The sequence below is a fragment of the Lacihabitans sp. CCS-44 genome (assembly GCF_024343735.1).
Classification (GTDB): Bacteria; Bacteroidota; Bacteroidia; order Cytophagales; family Spirosomataceae; genus Leadbetterella.
Map to the genome: position 1 here is coordinate 1 of NZ_RJUE01000052.1, position 20,150 is coordinate 20,150.

At 35.7% G+C, this 20,150-nt stretch carries 19 protein-coding genes; 10 read left to right on the forward strand and 9 right to left on the reverse strand.

All coding sequences use genetic code 11. The annotated features are described in order from the left end of the window. The coding region (locus tag EGI26_RS07495; protein ID WP_255077453.1) for a transposase at positions 1-592 on the forward strand (592 nt) is incomplete at its 5' end. Between the two features lie 47 nt (positions 593-639). Here EGI26_RS07495 and EGI26_RS07500 read toward each other — a convergent pair. Beyond that, positions 640-1,260 carry an inorganic pyrophosphatase gene (locus tag EGI26_RS07500; RefSeq protein WP_255077455.1) on the reverse strand — a complete coding sequence of 207 codons (621 nt, stop codon included), beginning with the start codon at positions 1,258-1,260 and terminating at the stop codon, positions 640-642. Between the two features lie 232 nt (positions 1,261-1,492). On the opposite strand from EGI26_RS07500, the gene EGI26_RS07505 reads away from it, so the two are divergent. The 3 genes from EGI26_RS07505 to EGI26_RS07515 all read left to right on the forward strand — a co-directional run bounded on the left by EGI26_RS07505 (position 1,493) and on the right by EGI26_RS07515 (position 3,699). Next, a complete protein-coding gene (locus EGI26_RS07505; protein WP_255077456.1) occupies positions 1,493-1,837 on the forward strand; it encodes a hypothetical protein in 345 nt (114 codons plus the stop codon). Between the two features lie 83 nt (positions 1,838-1,920). Continuing rightward, complete coding sequence (locus EGI26_RS07510) at positions 1,921-2,349, forward strand: thioredoxin fold domain-containing protein (RefSeq protein WP_255077459.1); 429 nt, start codon at positions 1,921-1,923, stop codon at positions 2,347-2,349. A gap of 165 nt (positions 2,350-2,514) precedes the next feature. Continuing rightward, a complete protein-coding gene (locus tag EGI26_RS07515; protein ID WP_255077460.1) occupies positions 2,515-3,699 on the forward strand; it encodes a thiolase family protein in 1,185 nt (394 codons plus the stop codon). Here the strand turns inward: EGI26_RS07515 and hisD are convergent. Together hisD and hisG are read right to left on the reverse strand one after the other, a co-directional pair. After that, on the reverse strand, positions 3,688-4,950 hold the full coding sequence (gene hisD, locus EGI26_RS07520) for a histidinol dehydrogenase (RefSeq protein ID WP_255077461.1): 1,263 nt from the start codon (positions 4,948-4,950) through the stop codon (positions 3,688-3,690). The two genes, EGI26_RS07515 and hisD, sit on opposite strands and share 12 nt — an antisense overlap. Before the next feature lie 3 nt (positions 4,951-4,953). Continuing rightward, positions 4,954-5,811, reverse strand: a complete 858-nt coding sequence (gene hisG, locus EGI26_RS07525) for an ATP phosphoribosyltransferase (RefSeq protein ID WP_255077462.1) — start codon at positions 5,809-5,811, stop codon at positions 4,954-4,956. A gap of 391 nt (positions 5,812-6,202) precedes the next feature. Here hisG and EGI26_RS07530 point away from each other — a divergent pair, with 391 nt between their 5' ends. Next, positions 6,203-7,831, forward strand: a complete 1,629-nt coding sequence (locus tag EGI26_RS07530) for a S8 family peptidase (protein ID WP_255077463.1) — start codon at positions 6,203-6,205, stop codon at positions 7,829-7,831. Between the two features lie 69 nt (positions 7,832-7,900). Here EGI26_RS07530 and gldC read toward each other — a convergent pair whose 3' ends face one another. Continuing rightward, entirely contained in the window at positions 7,901-8,251 is a 351-nt protein-coding gene (gldC, locus tag EGI26_RS07535; RefSeq protein ID WP_255077465.1) for a gliding motility protein GldC, read from the reverse strand. Between the two features lie 30 nt (positions 8,252-8,281). After that, positions 8,282-8,998 carry a DUF4197 domain-containing protein gene (locus EGI26_RS07540; RefSeq protein ID WP_255077467.1) on the reverse strand — a complete coding sequence of 239 codons (717 nt, stop codon included), beginning with the start codon at positions 8,996-8,998 and terminating at the stop codon, positions 8,282-8,284. A gap of 114 nt (positions 8,999-9,112) precedes the next feature. Here EGI26_RS07540 and EGI26_RS07545 point away from each other — a divergent pair, with 114 nt between their 5' ends. Genes EGI26_RS07545 through EGI26_RS07560 form a run of 4 tightly spaced genes read left to right on the forward strand, consistent with a single transcriptional unit; the run spans position 9,113 to position 14,072 of the window. Next, the gene (locus EGI26_RS07545; protein WP_255077469.1) at positions 9,113-10,363 is read left to right on the forward strand and encodes a competence/damage-inducible protein A; all 1,251 of its coding nucleotides are present in this window, start codon (positions 9,113-9,115) and stop codon (positions 10,361-10,363) included. 8 nt (positions 10,364-10,371) lie between these two features. Beyond that, entirely contained in the window at positions 10,372-11,634 is a 1,263-nt protein-coding gene (locus EGI26_RS07550) for a dihydrolipoamide acetyltransferase family protein (RefSeq protein WP_255077471.1), read from the forward strand. Between the two features lie 5 nt (positions 11,635-11,639). Beyond that, entirely contained in the window at positions 11,640-13,070 is a 1,431-nt protein-coding gene (locus tag EGI26_RS07555; protein WP_255077473.1) for an MBOAT family protein, read from the forward strand. Between the two features lie 3 nt (positions 13,071-13,073). After that, entirely contained in the window at positions 13,074-14,072 is a 999-nt protein-coding gene (locus EGI26_RS07560; RefSeq protein WP_255077475.1) for a hypothetical protein, read from the forward strand. On the opposite strand, the gene EGI26_RS07565 is transcribed toward EGI26_RS07560, so the two are convergent. The 4 genes from EGI26_RS07565 to EGI26_RS07580 are packed head-to-tail and all read right to left on the reverse strand — an operon-like array spanning position 14,066 to position 18,141. Next, positions 14,066-14,728 carry a DUF4159 domain-containing protein gene (locus EGI26_RS07565; protein WP_255077477.1) on the reverse strand — a complete coding sequence of 221 codons (663 nt, stop codon included), beginning with the start codon at positions 14,726-14,728 and terminating at the stop codon, positions 14,066-14,068. The genes EGI26_RS07560 and EGI26_RS07565 overlap by 7 nt on opposite strands. Next, on the reverse strand, positions 14,725-15,432 hold the full coding sequence (locus tag EGI26_RS07570; RefSeq protein ID WP_255077478.1) for a 16S rRNA (uracil(1498)-N(3))-methyltransferase: 708 nt from the start codon (positions 15,430-15,432) through the stop codon (positions 14,725-14,727). The genes EGI26_RS07565 and EGI26_RS07570 overlap by 4 nt, the downstream gene beginning before the upstream one ends. Continuing rightward, on the reverse strand, positions 15,413-15,949 hold the full coding sequence (locus EGI26_RS07575; RefSeq protein ID WP_255077481.1) for a hypothetical protein: 537 nt from the start codon (positions 15,947-15,949) through the stop codon (positions 15,413-15,415). The genes EGI26_RS07570 and EGI26_RS07575 overlap by 20 nt, the downstream gene beginning before the upstream one ends. Beyond that, positions 15,949-18,141 (reverse strand): glutamine synthetase III, encoded by a 2,193-nt coding sequence (locus EGI26_RS07580; RefSeq protein WP_255077483.1) that lies wholly within the window; start codon positions 18,139-18,141, stop codon positions 15,949-15,951. Before EGI26_RS07580 ends, EGI26_RS07575 begins: the two co-directional genes overlap by 1 nt. Before the next feature lie 85 nt (positions 18,142-18,226). Here EGI26_RS07580 and EGI26_RS07585 point away from each other — a divergent pair, with 85 nt between their 5' ends. Beyond that, positions 18,227-20,065: an LTA synthase family protein gene (locus tag EGI26_RS07585; RefSeq protein ID WP_255077485.1), complete on the forward strand. Its 1,839-nt coding sequence runs from the start codon at positions 18,227-18,229 to the stop codon at positions 20,063-20,065. Positions 20,066-20,150 lie beyond the last annotated feature (85 nt).

A 20,150-nucleotide genomic window follows, 5' to 3' on the forward strand; every position in this document is an offset into this window, starting at 1 on the left:
ACAAACTATGAGCGAGTTTTCTTCTAAGAAAATTGAGTTCGTAGCCAGAGCCAAAGAAAATCGCAAATACGAAGAGCTTTCGTCATTAATAAACTCGAATACCGATTGTGACTTAGGGTCATTAACCTTATTAAAAGATAGTAAGGTCTACCTTTATACAGGAAAACCTATACAAAATAAAAAAGGAAATCTTCATTATAGAGAGGAAATTGTACAGACTCCTTTAAGGTTAATTATGACCGAAAGTAAAAACAATCGAGAGTATAAAATGGCATTTATCACCAATAACTTCGACTTGACGGCAAAGGAAATTACCGATATTTATAAAAAACGTTGGGACATAGAAGTGTTTTTTCGCTTTATAAAACAAGAGCTTAATGTAAGTCATCTGGTTTCACTAAATGAAAATGGAATAAAAGTAATGCTTTACATGACTTTAATAGCAGCAATGCTGATACTTGTATATAAGCATGCCAACAACCTTAGTTATAAAACCGCAAAAAGAAGGTTTAAAATGGAGGTCAGAAACTTGCTGATAAGAGAAATCGTAATCTTATCTGGTGGAAATCCTAATATACACTTTAAAACATAAAAATGGCCGGAATTTCTTCCGACCATGACTAGCTTTCGCTCCTTTTTTTATTTTAATGGATTGAAAATCAAATCCCTGTAATCTTCCATTGATTTTTTAATGACTTCCCCTGCTCCTTCCTTGCCATATTCATAAGCAATTTCACAATGTTGCGGTTCTCCTGGCAGATTTTTATAGGTTAGAAAATAATGCTTCAGCTTTTCAATTACTCCACCCGGCAATTCTGAAATATCGTTAAAATTACCGTAAATCTGATCACCCGTCAGTACAGCAATGATTTTATCATCAGCTTCACCTTTGTCAATAAAACAAAAACCACCGATCGGCTTAGCTTGTAATAATATATCCCCATGAGGTATATGGTGTGATGACAACACACAAATATCTAAGGGATCTCCATCTCCCACTTTAATCGTTGTTGCACCTTTTTCTCTTGCAAATTCAGCTACTTTATCTCCACAATAGGTCTGTGGAATAAATCCGTATAAAGCTGGAACAATATTAGAATATTTTTGAGGTCTATCAATCTTCAAAAATCCTGATTCTTTATCAATTTCATATTTAATGGTATCTGAAGGTACAATCTCAATGAAAGTTGTAACAACTTCGGGAGCGTCTGGTCCTACTGAAATACCATGCCAAGGATGTGCTTTATATACTGGTTTCATTCTGCATTTTTTTTTGCAAATATAAACTTCAATCAGAGTAAAATCAGGAATTAAAAATATAAATATTAAAACCAAAACAACTTTTTTAAGGTTTTGAACGTAAACTCAATTAAAAATTGAAAAATATTTGGACTTAGAATATTTTTTGCACGATTTTAGTGTTTAAATTGAACTATATGATTAATCAGAGTGAGTTTCCGCTCATTCATGTTGTTTTTCTAAAACTAATAAAATGAACAAACCAAAAGCCATCAAAGATTATTCGAAACTTTCGGATGATATGCAAGAAAGAATAAAGTTGTTCTATCCAAATGGATTCTCAGAGCATTTGATAAGATTCACAGACAAAGACGGCAAGTATGTTAGTGCTTTACCTTTTGAGACTGATGATAAGTATTATCTCATAAGAATGACCAACATTCAAGCTCAGAAAATAATCAAAGAAGACACCGATTATGACCAAGAGGGTAATCTAAAAGAAGATGTCAAAGATGACTATGAAGATAAATATACTGACCTAGATACCATGCGTGTAGGAAGCGGAAAGAAGTCTGACGAGGATGAAGATTACGATTAATGTTAAAAAAATGTTAACAAACTAATTGTTGGTTTAATATTTGCCTGTGTAGCGTTGTAGAAATAGAAATTTAAAAATTAACGATGAAAAATATAGTTGTATTGGTATTGTTGGGATTGTCAGCTTCCGCATTTTCTCAAGAGTCTGGAATAAAGTTTGAAAAAACCTCTTGGAACCAGGCACTTCAGAAAGCAAAAGCTGAAAACAAAATCATATTTATGGATGCCTACACAAGCTGGTGTGGACCGTGCAAGTCTATGCAAGCTAGGGTGTTTCCAGATAAAAAAGTTGGAGAGTTTTTTAATGACAACTTTGTTAATGTAAAAATCGACATGGAGCAAGGTGAAGGACCTGCCTTGGGTATGAAATATCCTGTAAGAGGTTATCCGACGCTTTTCTTTATCGACCCCAAATCTGGAAAAATTGTAAATCAGGCATTGGGTTATAAAAGCACGGAGCAATTGATTCAAATTGGAGAGCAAACTCAGCAAAAGAAAAAGTCGTCTATTTGATTTTTATTAATTCGGATATTTAAGGAGTAAACGAAAGTTTACTCCTTTTTTTATGTTCAAATCCTTAATTTTAGTATTCAATAAAAGAGCATTTGCTTAAAAAATATAAATCAATTTTCAAAAAACTAGTCACAAAGCTTATATTTGGGTCAAATTAATAAAAATATGAAAGAGGTATATATTGTCGCTGCCAAACGCACACCCATTGGTAGTTTCGGTGGAGTATTTGCCAATATCCCAGCAGTAAAACTCGGTGCTGAAATTGTAAAAACTACTTTATCAGAAGCCAAAATAATGGCAACTGATATAGATGAACTCTACTTTGGATCTGTTGTCCAAGCAAATTTAGGCCAAGCCCCCGCCACTCAAGTAGCCTTAGGAGCTGGATTGCCCAATTCTGTCCCCACTACACTAATTAATAAAGTATGTGCCTCAGGAATGAAAGCCACTATGCTGGCAGCACAGAGTATTGCTTTAGGGCAAAATGAAGTAGTGGTTTCAGGTGGTATGGAAAACATGTCACAAATTCCGTTTTATCTTGAAAAAGCAAGATATGGCTATGGCTACGGAAATGGAGTTCTAATTGATGGTCTGGCGAAAGATGGTTTGACAGATGTCTATCAACAAAAAGCAATGGGTTGTTTTGCTGATGCCACGGCTTCTGCCTATAACATTTCAAGAGAAGAACAAGACGAGTTTGCGATAAACTCATATAAAAAAGCTGCTTTAAACACCTCAAATGGAAATTTTGCAACTGAAATCTCACCTATTGAAATTACAGACAAAAAAGGAAATGTTTCAGTAATATCAGAAGATGAAGAATTTAAAAAAGTGAATTTTGAAAAAATCCCAAGCCTAAAACCTGTTTTTAGTAAAGATGGAACAGTTACGGCCGCCAATGCATCTACCATTAACGATGGTGCCGCTGCCTTGATACTTGTTTCAGAGGATTATTTAAAACACCATAACATCGAGCCTTTAGCTAAAATTATTTCTTATGCAGATGGAGCAAGAGAGCCAGAATGGTTCACAACAGCACCGATAATAGCTGCCGAAAAAGCACTTAAATCCGCAAATCTTAGCATAACTGATATTGATTTTTTTGAAGTAAATGAGGCGTTTGCAGTGGTTCCGATGGCGTTTGCAAAGCATTTTAACATAGAAAGTGACAAACTGAATATTTTTGGAGGAGCAGTAGCCATTGGTCATCCACTTGGCTGTTCTGGGGCAAGAATCATTGTTACGCTACTCAACGTTTTACAAAATCAAAATGCCAAATATGGTATGGCGGCGATTTGTAATGGAGGTGGTGGAGCCAGTGCAATTATTGTTGAAAATCTACGATTCTAAACGAACGGTCACTGCATTTTTGTGAGCAAACAATTGTTCAGCTTCAGCCATTATTTCAACGTAAGGTCCTAAGTTTTTAATACCCTCTTTACTTATTTGTTGGAGGGTAATCTTTTTGACAAAACTATCCAAAGAGACACCGCTGTAAGCTTTTGCATAGCCGTTTGTAGGCAAGGTATGATTGGTCCCTGAAGCATAGTCACCACAAGATTCTGGTGTGTAATCACCCAAAAATATAGAACCAGCATTGATGATTTTGTCAGCAATTTCTTCTGGATTTGTAACTTGAAGTATCAAATGTTCTGCCGCGTACTCATTGAGAATATCAATGGCAACATCCATATTTTCAACCAAAATTGCTTTTGAATTTTCAAGTGCAAGTTTAGCTATTTCTTTTCTTGGAAGATTTTCTAATTGTTTTTCAACTTCAAATAGAGTTGACTTAATGATACCTAAATCATCAGAAACAAGAATAACTTGGCTATCAGGCCCATGCTCAGCCTGGGACAATAAATCTGAAGCAATAAAAGTAGGATTTGCTCTGAGGTCGGCCAATACAGCCACTTCAGATGGCCCGGCTGGCATATCAATGGCTGTACCAAACTGATTAACCAATTGTTTGGCTGAAGTTACATATTGATTTCCCGGTCCGAAAATTTTGTATACTCTGGGTACAGTATCAGTACCAAACGCCATGGCTGCTATTGCCTGCGAACCTCCTATTCTAAAAACATCTTTTATTCCACACTTACTGGCAGCATAGTAAATAGCAGGGTGATTGCTTGGGGAACACAACACAACTTGCTTACAACCAGCTATCAAGGCAGGTATCCCTAACATTAAAACAGTCGAAAACAAAGGAGCAGAACCACCAGGTATGTAAATGCCTACTTTTTCAATACCCACGCTTTTCCTCCAGCATTTCACACCAGGCATAGTTTCTATTACACGCTCTGTAACCTGTTGAGCTTTGTGAAAAGTATAAATATTTTCAAATGCTTGATCAATGGCTTTCTTAAGATCTGAATCCAACAATTCACCAGCATTTTGAATTTCTGATAAGTCTACTTTAAAATTATCTATAAGAATATTGTCAAATTCTAGAGCATATTTCCTTAAGGCTTCATCTCCCTTATTTTTAACTTCGAGAATGATAGGCCTAACTTTCTGCTCTATTTCATCAAACTCTAAAGTTGGTCTTTTGAGAATATCTGCATACCGTTCTTTACTAGGAAACTCAAAAATATTCATTTATCAAAGTATCATTTTTTCTATTGGAATTACCAAAATTCCTTGTGCACCAGCATTTCTCAAAGCTTCAATTTTTTCCCAAAAAGCCTTCTCCTCTAGTACAGAATGTACTGAACTCCAGCCTTCTACTGCCAAAGGCATAATGGTTGGGCTTTTCATCCCTGCAATTATATTTATAATTTCAGGAAGTTTTTCGTTTGGAGCATTCAACAATATATATTTATTGTCCTGAGCCTTTTGTACGGCGTTAATTCTAAAAAGTATCTTTTCCAAAATACCTTTATTTTCTGCAGTAAGATTTTTATTGCCAATTAAGACCGCCTCCGACTTGAAAATCTCCTGAACCTCTTTCAATCCATTGCTAAGCAAAGTACTGCCAGAGCTCACAATATCACAGACCGCATCTGCCAAACCTATTGAGGGAGCAATTTCTACAGAGCCGCTAATTTCATGAATATTGGCTTTTATGCCATTTTCTTTGAGGTACTTCCCTAATAGCTTAGGATACGACGTTGCTATACTTTTGTCTTGTAAAGATTGCGGTCCTTCAAAACTGTCTTCTCTTGGAATCGCAATTGAAAGTCTACATCGAGAAAAACCAAGTTTTTTTACGAGATTAACTTTTTTGGCAGATTCAACGAGCACATTCTCACCTACTATGCCCAAGTCGGCTACGCCATCCTCTACATAACCCGGTATATCATCGTCACGAAGAAACAAAAATTCAGCATTAAAATTAGAGGATATAGACTTTAAACGTCCCTTACCCATATCTAGTTTTATACCACATTCTTTGAATAAATCTATTGAATCTTCACTCAACCTTCCAGATTTCTGTATGGCTATTCTTATATTCTGCATTAAAATCCCCTGTAATGTTATATTCTGGCACAAAATTAGTTCTGAATTGTCAAAGTAATTTATAAAAAAGAAAATATTTTCTTTCAATTATTTTTGAAAATTCAATTTGTATAAATATCTTTATTGCAAGTTGTGTTTCCTAATAAAAACTATTAAAATGAAAGATCTGAAGTTAAACTATCACAAGGCCAAAACGCCTAGTTCAATTATCAACTATTGGTGGTTCAAAATTTTAAACCTAATGCTCATTATTAGCCTTGTTTTTTTAGGTATAATGAATTTCTGAAAATCATATTCGATTAAACTTTGTTGCTTATAGTCTGAGATTATATCATTTTTCATCTATTTACATCGATTAATTACTATTTTTGATTAATTAATTTAGATTTAAATGAGGAGTCTTTTTTTCTTTTGTTTTTTCAATCTTCTCTGCTCTTACTTTTCATTTGGCCAAAATCGCTATTTTGTTTATCTTAAAGATAAATCGAATTCTGTTTTTAGCATAAACACCCCTGAAAAATTCCTCTCCAAACGCTCAATTGATAGACGTAAAAATCAAAATATAGCAGTTAACTCATTAGATATTCCTGTCAACCTAAATTATATCAATCAATTAAAAACGGCTGGAGCAAAAATAGTTGGTACTTCAAAATGGCTTAATGCGGTTCTGATTGAAACTAATCCTGAAATTCTGGGCAAAATAAGCAAACTAGATTTTGTAAAAAATATAGATGGCAACCAGGACATTAGAGGTGCTAAGCAGTCTGCCACGTCTGAAATGACTAACAAAAGTGATAAATTTGGCAGCTATGAAGAATTTAACTATGGAAACTCTCTGAACCAAATTCAACAATTAGGCGTAGATGAAATGCACAAAAACGGCTTTACTGGAAAAGGAATTTGGGTCGCAGTTTTTGATGCTGGATTTGAAAAAGCCAATACCATGGATGCTTTCAAACATCTTTTTTCAGGTAAAAAAATCTTAAAAACTTATGATTTTGTTTCAAATGATACCACCGTTTTTGAATCGCATTGGCATGGAACAGCTGCTATGAGTTGTATTGGAGCTAAGTTAAATGCTCAATTAGTGGGAACTGCACCCGATGCTGATTTTGCATTATACAAAACGGAAGATATTGCCTCTGAAACAAGAATTGAGGAAGTATATTGGCTTTTTGCCGCTGAAAATGCTGATAGCTTAGGCGTTGACGTAATAAACTCATCTTTAGGTTATTATTCTTTTGACAACCCTTCAACAGATTATAAGTTCGAAGACCTCAACGGTGACAAAACTATTTCAGCACGTGCCGCCGACTATGCTGCTGCAAGAGGCATTATTGTCGTCAATTCTGCTGGGAATGAAGGTAATAATAGTTGGAATCACATAGTTACGCCAGCGGATGCTGACTCCGTTATTTCGGTTGGAGCTGTGGATGCAATAGGAAATACTGTAGGTTTCAGTTCTCCTGGACCCAACGCAAAGAATACTTTAAAGCCGGAAGTGTCTGCTCGTGGGTCTCAAACCACTGTTGCTATTTCGAATCCAAATGCGAGCTTTTCTTCAGGAACATCATTCTCATCTCCACTTATTGCAGGCATGGTGGCGAGTTTAAAGCAACAATTTCCGCAATATAGTGCCATGAAAATCAGAGAACTTTTGATAAAATCGGCCAGTAAGTACGAAACGCCCGATAATAAAATCGGATACGGAATTCCAAGCTATAAACGTTTTGTAGAACTTGCTCAAAATGTGCTGGCTATTGAAAATTATTCTGAAGAAACTGTCGTTTTTCCAAATCCAATAAATGACGAACAAAACATTAATATCAAAATTAACGGAATAGAAGTTTCTAATAATCAGCAAATAGAAGTATTTGATCTGATGGGAAGAAGTATTTTTGCGAAAACTATTTCGATGGATGAGTTCAGAACAAACCTACCTAAACTCGGGACAGGAACATATAATATCAAGATTCAGATTGCTGATAAAATACATACCAAGAAGTTTATAAAACTCTAAGAAACACTCTAAAACCACAAAAAACAAAAAAGCTTCTGTTATGAAGCTTTTTTGAGATTAAGGCATTTCTTAATTCTTTCCTTGATCTTGCTTTTCTTGTTCCTTTAGATGATTGGTCATTTGCTTACAAGCATCCTCCAAAATCGATATCATCTTTGGGTCTTGAGTAGAATCTTTCAGCATTTGTGAAAGATTACCTACAATATCAACCGCAAAATGTCCCATTTCGTCCACTGGCATATCTTTGGTCCAAAGATTTATACCTAGAAGGCCTTTGTGATAATGATCCCAAATGCTGATGAATATCGCTTTTGTTTCGTTTATTCCTTCGTTTGGATTTTCAGTAGCATCCCAGAAAATTTTATCTGGAATCCTGCTTTCGTCCAAATCTATAGAAAAATTAATTTCTGACTTTAACATGTTATTTCAATTCTGATTAATAAATACTGATTATTGGTTACTCCCAAAAACCCTTTTGAGTAGCTCAGTGGTTCTTGCAAGCGGATTTTCTCTAATTCTGGCCTCTTCCTCTGCCACTAACAAAAACAAACCGTCTACAGCTCTTTGAGTAGCATAGCCTTTTAGGTCAGGATTGATTTTCGAAACGAATGGCACTCTGTTATAAACATTGGCTAGGTCAGTGTAATACTTCGTGGCATTAGTATTTTCCAAAGATTTTAGCATGTGAGGCTCGAAAGCCTGAATGAGCTGAGCCGACGTAGTTCTTTTCAAAAACTGGGTAGCGGCATCTTTTTCTCCTCTGAGTATATTTATGGCATCTCTAATAGTCAATTGTTTGATAGCTGAAATAAAGATTGGTTTGGCTTGCTGAGCGGCATTTTCAGCACCTCTATTTAGAGCTAAAATAAACTTATCTACTTCACCTCCAAGGCCAATTCCTCTCAAAGTAGTTTCTACTTTTTGAACCTCAGGAGGAAAAGGAATTCTAATTTTTGGATTCTTGAAGTAACCATCTATGGCAGAGGCTTTGTCTGCTCCTAAATTTATCCCTACGGAAAGAGCTTCCTTCAGTCCCTCTCCTACTTCTGCTTCGGTAAGTGGTGCACCCGCCAAAACAGAATTAACGATTTTTCCAAAATTTATTTTCTGCCCACAAGAAATCAAACCAAACAAAAAGAAAATTGAAAGCAACGCAAATTTTTTCATTTATCTAAATTTTATAAAATTGGATTTGTCCATTTATTTTGAGAAATTCGGACGTCTTTGTATTTAAACGCAAAATTAGTGAATTTTGTAACAGCAAATAATAAACTTTTTTAGATGAAAATAATTTATGCCGAGGTAATAACCATAGGTGATGAAATACTCTACGGCCAAATAACCGACACCAACTCAAAATGGATATCAGAAGAATTGGATAAAATTGGCATTAAAACTATCAGAAAATCTTCAGTAGGCGACCAAAAAAAAGAGATCTTGAATATACTTGACGAAAGCCTACAAAGAGCCGACATTGTGCTTATTACAGGTGGATTGGGACCAACCAAAGACGATATTACAAAAAAAACTTTGGCAGAATATTTTAATGATGAGTTGGTTATAAACCCACATGCAGAAGAGTTTGTAAGAAGTTTTTTCGAGAAAAGAGGAAGGCCGTTTACCGAACTTAATAGGCAACAAGCGGCCATACCTTCAAGATGCACTTATTTGCACAATGCCACTGGCACAGCTCCGGGAATGTGGTTGGAACATAACGGAAAAGTAATCGTATCAATGCCTGGAGTTCCTTTAGAAATGAAATATTTGGTGAGTAAAGAAGTTATACCAAGGTTAAAATCGAAATTTGAACTACCGGAAATTGTTCATAAAATAATTAGGACGATAGGTTTGGGTGAATCTTTTTTGGCGGAAAGAATAGAGAATTGGGAAGATAATTTACCCGAGCATATTAAATTGGCATATTTGCCTAGCTTTGGAGAGGTAAAGCTAAGATTGACTGGAATTGGCGAGAACAGGTCTTCTGTAGAGGAACAAATAGAGGACGAGGTTGTGAAGCTAGTTCCATTGATAGAAGAACACATTTTTAGTTTTGAAAATGAAGAGATTGAGAAGTCAATCGGTCGGATATTGAATGAAAGTGAATCGTCACTTAGTGTGGCTGAAAGCTGCACTGGAGGCTATTTGTCGCATTTGTTAACTTCTATTCCTGGAAGTTCAGCCTATTTTATGGGAGGAGTAGTAAGCTATTCCAACCAAGCAAAAATGGATGTTTTAAAGGTAAAACAAGAAACATTAACTAAATTTGGGGCAGTAAGTGAGCAAACAGTTATTGAAATGGCCGAGGGTGTTAGAAATTTGATGAAGACCACTTACGGAATAGCCACAAGTGGAATAGCCGGTCCAGACGGTGGATCTGACGAAAAGCCTGTTGGAACCGTCTGGTTAGCAATAACTGACGGAAAACAAACATTAACAAAAAAACTTAGCCTAGGCAAGATCAGAATTGTAAATATAGAATACAGTGCCAAAGCAGCCCTTAATTTTTTAAGAATATTAACCAAAGATAAGTAAAGATATTTATGGCAAAAGTAGAGATATTAATGCCCAGTATGGGTGAAAGTATTTTTGAATGTACTGTTCTGAAATGGTTGGTAAACGAAGGTGACCATGTAGACATAGACGATATGATTTTGGAGGTAGCAACAGACAAAATTGATACCGAAATTGGTTCCTCTCATAGCGGTGTCATCACCAAGTTCTTAGTCATTGATGGTGACGTAGCACTTATAGGTAAGCCGATATGTGAGATTGAAACAGAAAGTGATGCCGTTTTTATAAGACCTACAGAAAAAAATCAGGCTACAGAGGATGAATATGTGGATCAAATTGAAAAACACTTCGATGAAGTAATATCGTCACCGAGTTTGGTGGCAAGTTCGAACACCAAATTCTATTCGCCGCTAGTACTAAATATAGCAAAAAAAGAAAATATATCTCAAGCCGAACTAGATAATATAAAGGGAACGGGTTTTGAAAAAAGAGTTACCAAAGATGATATTCTTAATTTTCTCAACTCCAAAAAGCAACCCAAAACATTTATTTCTGAGGCCCCGGTTATAAGCAGAACAGGCGAAGATCAGATTGTAGAAATGGACAGAATGCGAAAAATGATCTCGCAAAGAATGCTTGAGTCCAAAGCTATTTCTCCACATGTGACCTCATTTATGGAGACAGACATGACACCTGTGGTAAACTGGAGACTGAGAATCAAAGATAGTTTCATAAAAGAGTTTAAAGAAAATCTTACCTTCACTCCTATTTTGATTGAGGCTGTTGTAAATGCCATCAAAAAATATCCAGGAATTAATATTCAGGTAAGTGGCGAAAATATCATTTACAAAAAAGATATTAACATAGGTATGGCTGTGGCCTTACCGAATGGCAATTTGATAGTGCCAGTTATTCACCAAGCGGATAAATATTCTTTAAGTCAATTGGCTGTAAAAGTAAATGACTTGGCCAAAAGAGCCAGAAATAACCAACTTAAGCCAGAAGAATTGGCAGGGGGAACATACACCATTACCAATATCGGCACATTCGGAAATCTTTCAGGTACACCTATAATTATGCAGCCCCAAGTGGCCATTATGGCGTTTGGTGTAATCAGAAAATTACCATCGGTAATAGAAACCCCAGAAGGTGACTTGATAGGCATTAGACAAAAGATGGTCATTTCTCATTCGTTCGACCACAGAGTGGTGGATGGTTCATTGGGTGGTTTGTTCTTGAAAGAAGTGTCAGACTTTTTTGAAAACTTTGATACCAAAAGAGTCTTAAATTAAGAGATATGCTTTTTAATTCTTTCGAATTCATACTTTTCTTTCCAATAGTAACTTTTCTTTTCTTTGTATTTCCATACAAATACAGGTGGATGTTGCTTTTGGCTTCTAGCTGTGTATTTTATGCTTTTTTTAAATGGGAGTATATTTTCATACTACTATTCACCATAATAATCGACTATTATGCAGGTATTTGGATACACAAAACGCAGGGAGTAAAACGAAAATGGGCTTTGGCAACTAGTTTAGTGGCCAACATTGGTGTTCTGGCTCTTTTCAAATATTACTATTTTATAATTGACAATTTTAATGCCGTTAGTTATAAAATAAACCAGACGCATTATGATCCGCTTTGGCATTTTATTCTTCCGATTGGTTTATCTTTTCATACTTTCCAGGCCATGTCTTATACCATTGAAGTGTACAGAGGCAATCAGAAAGTGGAACGAAACTTTGGCATATATGCCTTATATGTAATGTTTTACCCGCAGCTGGTAGCAGGACCAATTGAACGCCCTCAGAATGTTTTACACCAGTTTTATGAAAAATTTGATTTCGACTATGAGCGAGTAAAATCAGGTTTAAGACTGATGCTTTGGGGAATGTTTAAAAAAGTAGTGATAGCTGACAACCTGAGCGTTTTCGTGGATCAGGTTTACGGCGACTTGGGCAAATTTCAAGGTATGCCAATTTTGATAGCTACTTTATTTTACTCCATTCAAATTTTCTGTGATTTTTCCGGCTACTCAGACATTGCTCTAGGCTCTGCCAGGGTCATGGGTTTTAATCTCATGAAAAACTTCGATAGGCCTTATTCTGCCAAAAGTATCTCTGAATTTTGGAAAAGATGGCACATTTCGCTATCTACTTGGTTTAGAGACTATTTGTATATCCCATTGGGCGGGAATAGAGTAAGTACGTTTAGAAAATACTTCAATCTTTTTCTGGTATTTATGGTCAGCGGATTGTGGCACGGAGCCAGTTGGAATTTCGTTATTTGGGGGACATTACATGGATTTTACCAGATAATAGGACAATTGACTAAGAACATCCAAACTAAGTTTTTTGGCCTTTTTGGAGAAAAACTCAGTGCTGCTTTTCAAAATATCGTAACTATTGTATTGGTTGTATTCGCTTGGATATTCTTTAGAGCAACAAAATTTTCTGACGCCAAATATGTTATCAAAAACATTTTTGCCAGCAGCAGCCACAGTTTTAAAGAAATCATAGCACTAATAGGTACACAAAACCTAATCGTAGTTCTATTAGGAATTTTGATTCTTGAGTTCGTTCACAGAATGCAAAGCAAGCGAGATATGGGTCTATGGGTAGAAAATAGGCCTAAATGGCAGCGTTGGAGTATCTATTATTTCTTTTTATTCTTTATCATCACTTACGGTTATTTTGGCGAAGTTCAATTTATCTATTTTCAGTTTTAAGACATGAAATTCACTTTTAAAAAATTCATTATAAGACTTTTAATTTTCGGAGGCCCGCTTTGGTTCCTGATAATATCTTATATTGTTTTTGATCCGTTTCATGTAATTTATAGTTATGACAGCTATGGGAGTAACTTCCTAAAGACCTATAACAGAAATAGAATCAGCACAGAAACTTTCTTGAGAAACAATCAAAAATATAATTTCAGCTCATTTGTTTTCGGTAGTTCCAGATCTAGTGCGTTTTTGACAAAAGACTGGGCCACTTACATAAAAGACCCAAATCCTTATCATTTTGATGCTTTCAACGACAATATTTCTGGAATAGCCGGCAAAGTTAAATATATAGAAAAGCAAGGAAATAAAATATCAAATGCCATTTTAGTGATTGATAATGATACTTTTAATGAAAGTTTTGAAAAGTCAGAATCCATCGTGCATCTAAAAGATTATCGTTGGGAAGATTCTTCCAATGTCTTTAAATATCACTTGATTTTTTTCAAAGCGTTCTTCAAAAAACAGTATTTCGTTTCTTTTTTCGATTTAAAAATATTCAACACATTTCGTCCTTACATGGATGAGTTTTTTAAGTTTAAATATTTTTATACAACGCCCAGCAATGATTTTCTTTTCCCAGAAAACATCGAATTATTGAAGAAAGACTCATTGACTTATTATAAAAATGACTGGTTTCCACTTAAACCTGAAAATCCTAAAATGTACGAGGAAAGTATCAAGGAGCATCATCTAAAGGATTTGGAGCTTGTAGTTGATGCATTTAAAAGAAATAATACCAACTATAAAGTCATTATTGCACCGCTTTATGATCAAAGAGCCTACAATTCAAAAGACAAGGCTTTAATAGAGAAATATTTCGGAAAGAACAATGTGTACGACTACTCCGGGAAAAATAAGCTGACGAACTATTTAGGTAATTATTATGAGGGTTCTCACTTTAAACCCGTAGTTGGCAAGAAAATCATGGAGGAAATATATCAATAATTTGAAAAAGCAAATTGAACCAAGTTAGCTCCCATTTTTAAGGCTTCTTGTCTCACACTTTCAGAATCATTATAGACCGAAGCATCTTCCCAGCCGTTTCCTAGGTCACATTCATAGCTGAAGAAACAAACCAGTTTTCCTTCGTGGAATATACCAAAACCTTGTGGTGGCTTGTTGTCGTGTTCATGTATTTTCGGCAAACCTTTGTTAAACTGGTATTTTTGATGGTAAATGGGGTGAGAGAATGGAATTTCGACAAAATCGTGCTCCGGAAATACCTTTTTCATTTCTCTTCTGATAAATTGATTCAGTCCGTAGTTGTCATCAATATGAAGAAAACCGCCAGAAATCATATAATTTCTAAGATTTTTTGCTTCGCCTTCATTAAAAATCACATTTCCATGGCCAGTCATGTGTACAAATGGATATTGAAAAATCTTTTTGTCACCTGGTTCAATAATATCTTCCTCTGGAAAAAGATTTGTTTTAAGATTTTTATTACAAAAATTTATCAAATTGGGCATAGAAGTTTTATTAGTGTACCAGTCTCCTCCACCGCCATATTTCAATTTGGCCACCTTGACAGTATAAACCTGAGAAATCGAGCTAAACGAAATTAAAATCGCAACCGCTAAAAAAACATGCTTTCTTATCATAATAAATTCAAAATACTAACTGCTACAACTCCAGCAGTTTCGGTTCTTAATCTGTTTTCACCTAACGTCACTGTCTTAAAGTTATTTTCTAGTGCTAATTTTAGTTCTTCTTTCGAAAAATCACCCTCTGGACCGATTAATATTAATAGTTCAGCATCCAACTGAGTTTTGGCGATGTCTATGGCTTGTCCGTCCAAATGAGCTATCATTTTTTGAGAAAAACGACTACTTTCTTTCAAAAAAGCATTGAAATTAATCATTTCGCTTATTTCAGGCATGTACGCTTTAAGGGATTGCTTCATTCCCGAAACGGCTATTTTCCTGAAACGCTCTAAATTAATTTTCTTTGGGTAGGTATGTTGTGTTTTTATAAAAAATATGCCACTGATACCAATTTCTACGCTTTTTTCTATAAAATATTCTATTCTATCTGCGTTTTTTGTTGGGCATATCCCTACAAATATCCTTCTTTTTGGAGCTTTATAATCTTTCTCAAAGTCAATAATATCCAATTTACAAACTTTGGGATTGGGGTCTGATATCGAACATCGATACCAACCCCCAATTCCATCAGTTACTTGAATAATATCCCCTTGTTTTTTCCTTAGAACCTTTACTGCATGTAAAGAATCTATGGAATCAAGACATTTAGTTTTTTCAATTTCAGGACTGTAAAACAAAAAATCAATCTTCGTCGAATCCATGCTTGAAGCTGTAGGCTGTCTTATCTAATTTTAAGGTACCGTTGTTAAAATCATTAATAAATTTCTCAATAACCTCAACAGTAACTTCTTCTACATTTAATGCTACATCTAGGCCAATTCCATATTCAAAGTCCATATCAATCTCACAGAATTCGGCCACTTTTACAGTTTCCTCGTCTTCCATTTCTTCAATAAGTTCCTCGATCATTTGCTCGGCCTCCTCATTCACTTTCGAGCCTTCCACCCTTTCTTCAAAAGGCACATAGTCTTTATAAAGTTTAGCCACTTTTGTCTCGGCTTCCTCATACAATAAACTACTGTGGTGAAGCGACAATGTGCTCAAAAGTGCGTCATAAATCACTTCTTTGCCCTCGTGCTTACCGACAAACTGAAAATGGGCAAACTCATTTTCATCAGACATGTCTTCTTCGTCTTCTACCAAGACAAAAATTTGTTCCTCTTCTTCACATTCAGCTTTAAGCTGTTCGATTTCCTCTTCTTTGTATCCGTCGTTCATTATCTTATGTATAAAAGTTCCCTATATTTGGTTAATGGCCAATCCTCATCATCTATAATGAGTTCTAATTTATCTACACTCTTTCTTATCACATCAAAGAAAAGCCTTACTTCGTTGGAGTAAATGTTTGCTTTTTCAATAATATCCTCACAATTATTTGCCTTTTTACGGGCTTCGGTCATGTCTTTAACGTTCTTTGATATTACATTCACATGCTTTGATATTTCTCTGATAATGTTCAGAATCGGCTCAGCTTCTTCTTTCATGTCCATATCTATCAACGACTTAGCCGTTTGCACAAGTCTTGTTTGATATTTTATGGCTGTAGAAACCACATGATTTTGAGCCAAATCTCCGATAACCCTAGATTCTATCTGTATTTTCTTGATATAATTCTCTAACCTGATTTCATATCTTGCATGAAGTTCTCTTTTGTTCAGTACTTTCATACTTTCAAAAAGCTCAACCGTTTGGTCTGAAATATAAGCCTTTAGTGCTTCAGGAACGTCTTTAATATTTGACAAACCTCTTATTGCCGCTTCGTCTTCCCACTCCTTCGAATACCCATTTCCTTCAAAAAGTATATTCTTAGATTCTTTAATATATCTTTTTAGAATTTTCAAGATGATGCCCTCTTTTTTAGACGGATCCTTTTCTCTTTCCAAATCGTATTCTTTCCTGAATGTCTCCAATTGTTTGGCTACAATGGTATTCAAAACCATCATTGGCGTGGCCGAATTGGCCGAAGAACCCACTGCCCTGAACTCAAACTTATTTCCTGTAAATGCAAACGGGGAGGTTCGGTTTCTGTCGGTATTGTCTAACAATATAGACGGAATTCTATTCAAGCCAAGTTTTATGTAGGCATTCTCTCCTTTTTCTATTTCTATAATCTCCTTGTTTTCAATATCTTCCAAAACCTTTGTCATGGCTGTTCCTAAAAACACAGAAATAATGGCTGGTGGAGCCTCGTTCGCTCCAAGTCTATGCTCATTGCCAGCTGTGGCAACCGTTGCACGCAACATATCTGCGTGATCATGAACAGCTTTAACGATATTCACCAAAAATGTCACAAATCTTAGACTTTCTTTTGGCTTTGTACTTGGCCCCAGAAGATTTACACCTGTGTCTGTTTTTATCGACCAATTGTTATGTTTTCCGCTTCCGTTTATACCCGCAAAAGGTTTTTCATGAAACATCACCTCAAAATTGTGCTTCTGAGCTGTTTTTTTCATTACATCCATTAAAAGGATGTTATGGTCACAGGCAAGGTTTATTTCTTCAAAAGTTGGAGCTACCTCAAACTGCCCAGGAGCCACCTCATTGTGACGTGTTCTTACTGGAATTCCTATTTTAAGGGCTTCTATTTCAAAATCCACCATAAAGGCGTTGATTCTTGGAGGAATTGAGCCAAAGTAATGGTCTTCCAATTGCTGCCCCTTGGCTGGAGAATGACCAAAAACCGACCTTCCACACATAATAAGGTCAGGGCGAGAATGATAAAGAGCTTTATCAACCAAAAAATATTCCTGCTCAATACCGCATGTTGCTGTTACTTTTTCTACGTTTCTGTCAAAAATATTAGCTACTGAAGTTGCCGCTTTATCTAAAACAATCGTTGAGTTCAATAATGGCGTTTTGGCATCTAAAAGTTCTCCAGTGTAGGAGAAATAAATGGATGGGATACACAAAGTACCCGTTCCAGAGCTATTGTAACTGATAAATGCTGGTGAGTTTGGATCCCAAACCGTATATCCACGGGCTTCGAAAGTTTCTCTTATTCCACCGTTTGGAAGTGAAGAAGCGTCAGATTCTTGCTGAACCAATGCACTTCCTTTGAATTTTTCAATGGCGTGTCCGTCAAACGAAATATCAAAAAATGCATCGTGTTTTTCGGCAGTGCCACCCGTGAGAGGCTGAAACCAGTGTGTATAATGTGTTGCTCCTTTTGAGATAGCCCAAGACTTCATGGCGGAAGCGACCTCGTCAGCCACGTTACCTTCTATATTATCACCTGTTTTTATTGCATTGGATACCTTTTTGTAAGCATCTGGCGAAAGCAGGGTCTTCATGGCTTCATCTGTAAAAGTGTGAATACCGTAGAAATCAGTTACTTTGCCTTCGGGAATTTGGATAACTGGAATGACGCGGTTTTGTGCCACATCTATCGCTTTCCATCTAAGTTCTGACATATTTGTTAATTTATGAGCTGTACCTTTTATATTTGAAGCAAAATAAGCATTTGTTTTTTTCTTTTTAAATAAAAACCCAAAATAAATGAGAGAAAGGTTAAGATTCATGTTAATATATTTCGCGTTCTGGTCCATATACTTTCTAGCAGCAAGAGTTATTTTTCTTTCTTATCATATCGAGGATTCCAAAACCTTAACCTTGGAAACCGTTTTCGGCATTTTTTGGCATGGATTCCGTATGGATTTATCAATGGCAGGCTACCTGTGCTTATTCCCGTTTTTGTGGGTTACAATTTCTAATTTCCTCAACAAAAGTGTATTTCAAAGTACCATATTTTCTTATACCTTCTTCCTTATATTTATCATTACGCTCATCATTGTAGTTGATTTAGAAGTTTACAATATTTGGTCGTTTAGATTAGATGCTACGCCGCTTGCTTATTTAAAATCTCCAAGAGAAGCTTGGGCATCAGTAAAGAACTCACCGGTAATTCCACTCATTATCAGTACTATCTTGTTAGTGATTGTGGCCAGTTCGATAGTTTATCGTATCATGGCCAACAAAATTTATGATTGGAAACACATCAAAAACTTCCCATTCATTATTTATGGAATATTGATGGTTGGCGTTTTGATTATTCCTATTCGTGGTGGTTTTGGGATTGCCCCGATGAACCATAGCACTGTATATTTCTCGAAAGTCAATTTTGCAAATATTTCGGCTATAAATGCTCCTTGGAATTTTTTCAGATCCATCATTCACAATTCGTCCAACAAGGTGAATCCTTATACTTATTTACCTAAAGAAAGCCTTGATACCACTATAGCCAATCTATACAAGAATGATTTCCCAAGAAAACAGATTCTAACTTTAAATGACAAAAAACCAAATGTCCTTATTATTATTTGGGAGAGTTTTACTAAGAAAGTTGTAGACCAAAAACACAATGAGGTTGAAATAACACCGAATTTCAATAAACTAAAATCCGAAGGCATTTATTTTTCTGATTTTTATGCTATGGGTGATCGTACCGATAAAGCTATTACGAGCATTTTGAGCGGTTTTCCCACCCAACCAACCGAGTCAATCATAAAATATCCTACCAAAACGGCTACACTTCCAGTTTTGAGCAAGGAATTTGGCAAAAATGGATTTTCTACTCAATTTTACTATGGTGGTGATACAGAATTTGCCAATATAAAATCTTATTTGTTCAATGCAAATTTTGAAAAAATTGTAGACATGAACGACTTCCCAGCCGAACTTTCTACCTCGAAATGGGGTGTTCACGATGAGTACATTTTTGATAAATTCTTGGAGGATCATAGAGTAGCTGCTGCCAAGCCGTTCTTTTCCAGCTTATTGACTTTGAGTAGCCATGAACCATTTGAAACTACGCAAGAACCAAAAATAAAAGGAGATGCGACAGTGGATTTGTTCATGAATTCACTGAATTATTCTGACCAATGCTTGGGTAATTTTATAGAAAAAGCCAAGAAAACTGATTGGTGGCAAAATACATTGGTCATCATTGTAGGAGATCATGGCCACAAACTGCCTGAAACCGGAAATCGTGTGGACGACTTCAGGATTCCGATGTTGTGGACAGGTGGAGCCGTAAATACCAACTGGGATTATAAAAATATAGCGTCACAAATAGACATTTCTGCCACTCTACTCGGTCAAATGAACTTTGATACCTCAGCTTTCTACTGGAGTAAGGACTTATTTAAAACCAACACAAAACCTTGGGCATTTTTTGTTTTCAATGATGGATTTGGTTTTATAAAGCCAAAAAAAGAAATCCTTTTTGACAATAAAGGTAGAGTTCTCATTCAAAATCAGGAATTACTCAAGTCCAAAGAGCTCGTGGAAGGCAAAGCATTACAACAAAAAAGCTATCAAGACTTTCTTGCAAGGTAATCCTCAAGTTTTTTTACAAATTATATAATTTTGGTAATTAAAAGTTCCCTTGCTTAAAGGAATGTACGTTTTTTTAGAAAGTTCT

What these genes read in the sequence shown, in the direction of transcription:
- EGI26_RS07500 (WP_255077455.1), bottom strand. Translation starts at nt 1,260, where the DNA reads ATGAAACCAGTATATAAAGCACATCCTTGGCATGGTATTTCAGTAGGA.
- EGI26_RS07505 (WP_255077456.1), top strand. Translation starts at nt 1,493, where the DNA reads ATGAACAAACCAAAAGCCATCAAAGATTATTCGAAACTTTCGGATGAT.
- EGI26_RS07510 (WP_255077459.1), top strand. Translation starts at nt 1,921, where the DNA reads ATGAAAAATATAGTTGTATTGGTATTGTTGGGATTGTCAGCTTCCGCA.
- EGI26_RS07515 (WP_255077460.1), top strand. Translation starts at nt 2,515, where the DNA reads ATGAAAGAGGTATATATTGTCGCTGCCAAACGCACACCCATTGGTAGT.
- hisD (WP_255077461.1), bottom strand. Translation starts at nt 4,950, where the DNA reads ATGAATATTTTTGAGTTTCCTAGTAAAGAACGGTATGCAGATATTCTC.
- hisG (WP_255077462.1), bottom strand. Translation starts at nt 5,811, where the DNA reads ATGCAGAATATAAGAATAGCCATACAGAAATCTGGAAGGTTGAGTGAA.
- EGI26_RS07530 (WP_255077463.1), top strand. Translation starts at nt 6,203, where the DNA reads ATGAGGAGTCTTTTTTTCTTTTGTTTTTTCAATCTTCTCTGCTCTTAC.
- gldC (WP_255077465.1), bottom strand. Translation starts at nt 8,251, where the DNA reads ATGTTAAAGTCAGAAATTAATTTTTCTATAGATTTGGACGAAAGCAGG.
- EGI26_RS07540 (WP_255077467.1), bottom strand. Translation starts at nt 8,998, where the DNA reads ATGAAAAAATTTGCGTTGCTTTCAATTTTCTTTTTGTTTGGTTTGATT.
- EGI26_RS07545 (WP_255077469.1), top strand. Translation starts at nt 9,113, where the DNA reads ATGAAAATAATTTATGCCGAGGTAATAACCATAGGTGATGAAATACTC.
- EGI26_RS07550 (WP_255077471.1), top strand. Translation starts at nt 10,372, where the DNA reads ATGGCAAAAGTAGAGATATTAATGCCCAGTATGGGTGAAAGTATTTTT.
- EGI26_RS07555 (WP_255077473.1), top strand. Translation starts at nt 11,640, where the DNA reads ATGCTTTTTAATTCTTTCGAATTCATACTTTTCTTTCCAATAGTAACT.
- EGI26_RS07560 (WP_255077475.1), top strand. Translation starts at nt 13,074, where the DNA reads ATGAAATTCACTTTTAAAAAATTCATTATAAGACTTTTAATTTTCGGA.
- EGI26_RS07565 (WP_255077477.1), bottom strand. Translation starts at nt 14,728, where the DNA reads ATGATAAGAAAGCATGTTTTTTTAGCGGTTGCGATTTTAATTTCGTTT.
- EGI26_RS07570 (WP_255077478.1), bottom strand. Translation starts at nt 15,432, where the DNA reads ATGGATTCGACGAAGATTGATTTTTTGTTTTACAGTCCTGAAATTGAA.
- EGI26_RS07575 (WP_255077481.1), bottom strand. Translation starts at nt 15,949, where the DNA reads ATGAACGACGGATACAAAGAAGAGGAAATCGAACAGCTTAAAGCTGAA.
- EGI26_RS07580 (WP_255077483.1), bottom strand. Translation starts at nt 18,141, where the DNA reads ATGTCAGAACTTAGATGGAAAGCGATAGATGTGGCACAAAACCGCGTC.
- EGI26_RS07585 (WP_255077485.1), top strand. Translation starts at nt 18,227, where the DNA reads ATGAGAGAAAGGTTAAGATTCATGTTAATATATTTCGCGTTCTGGTCC.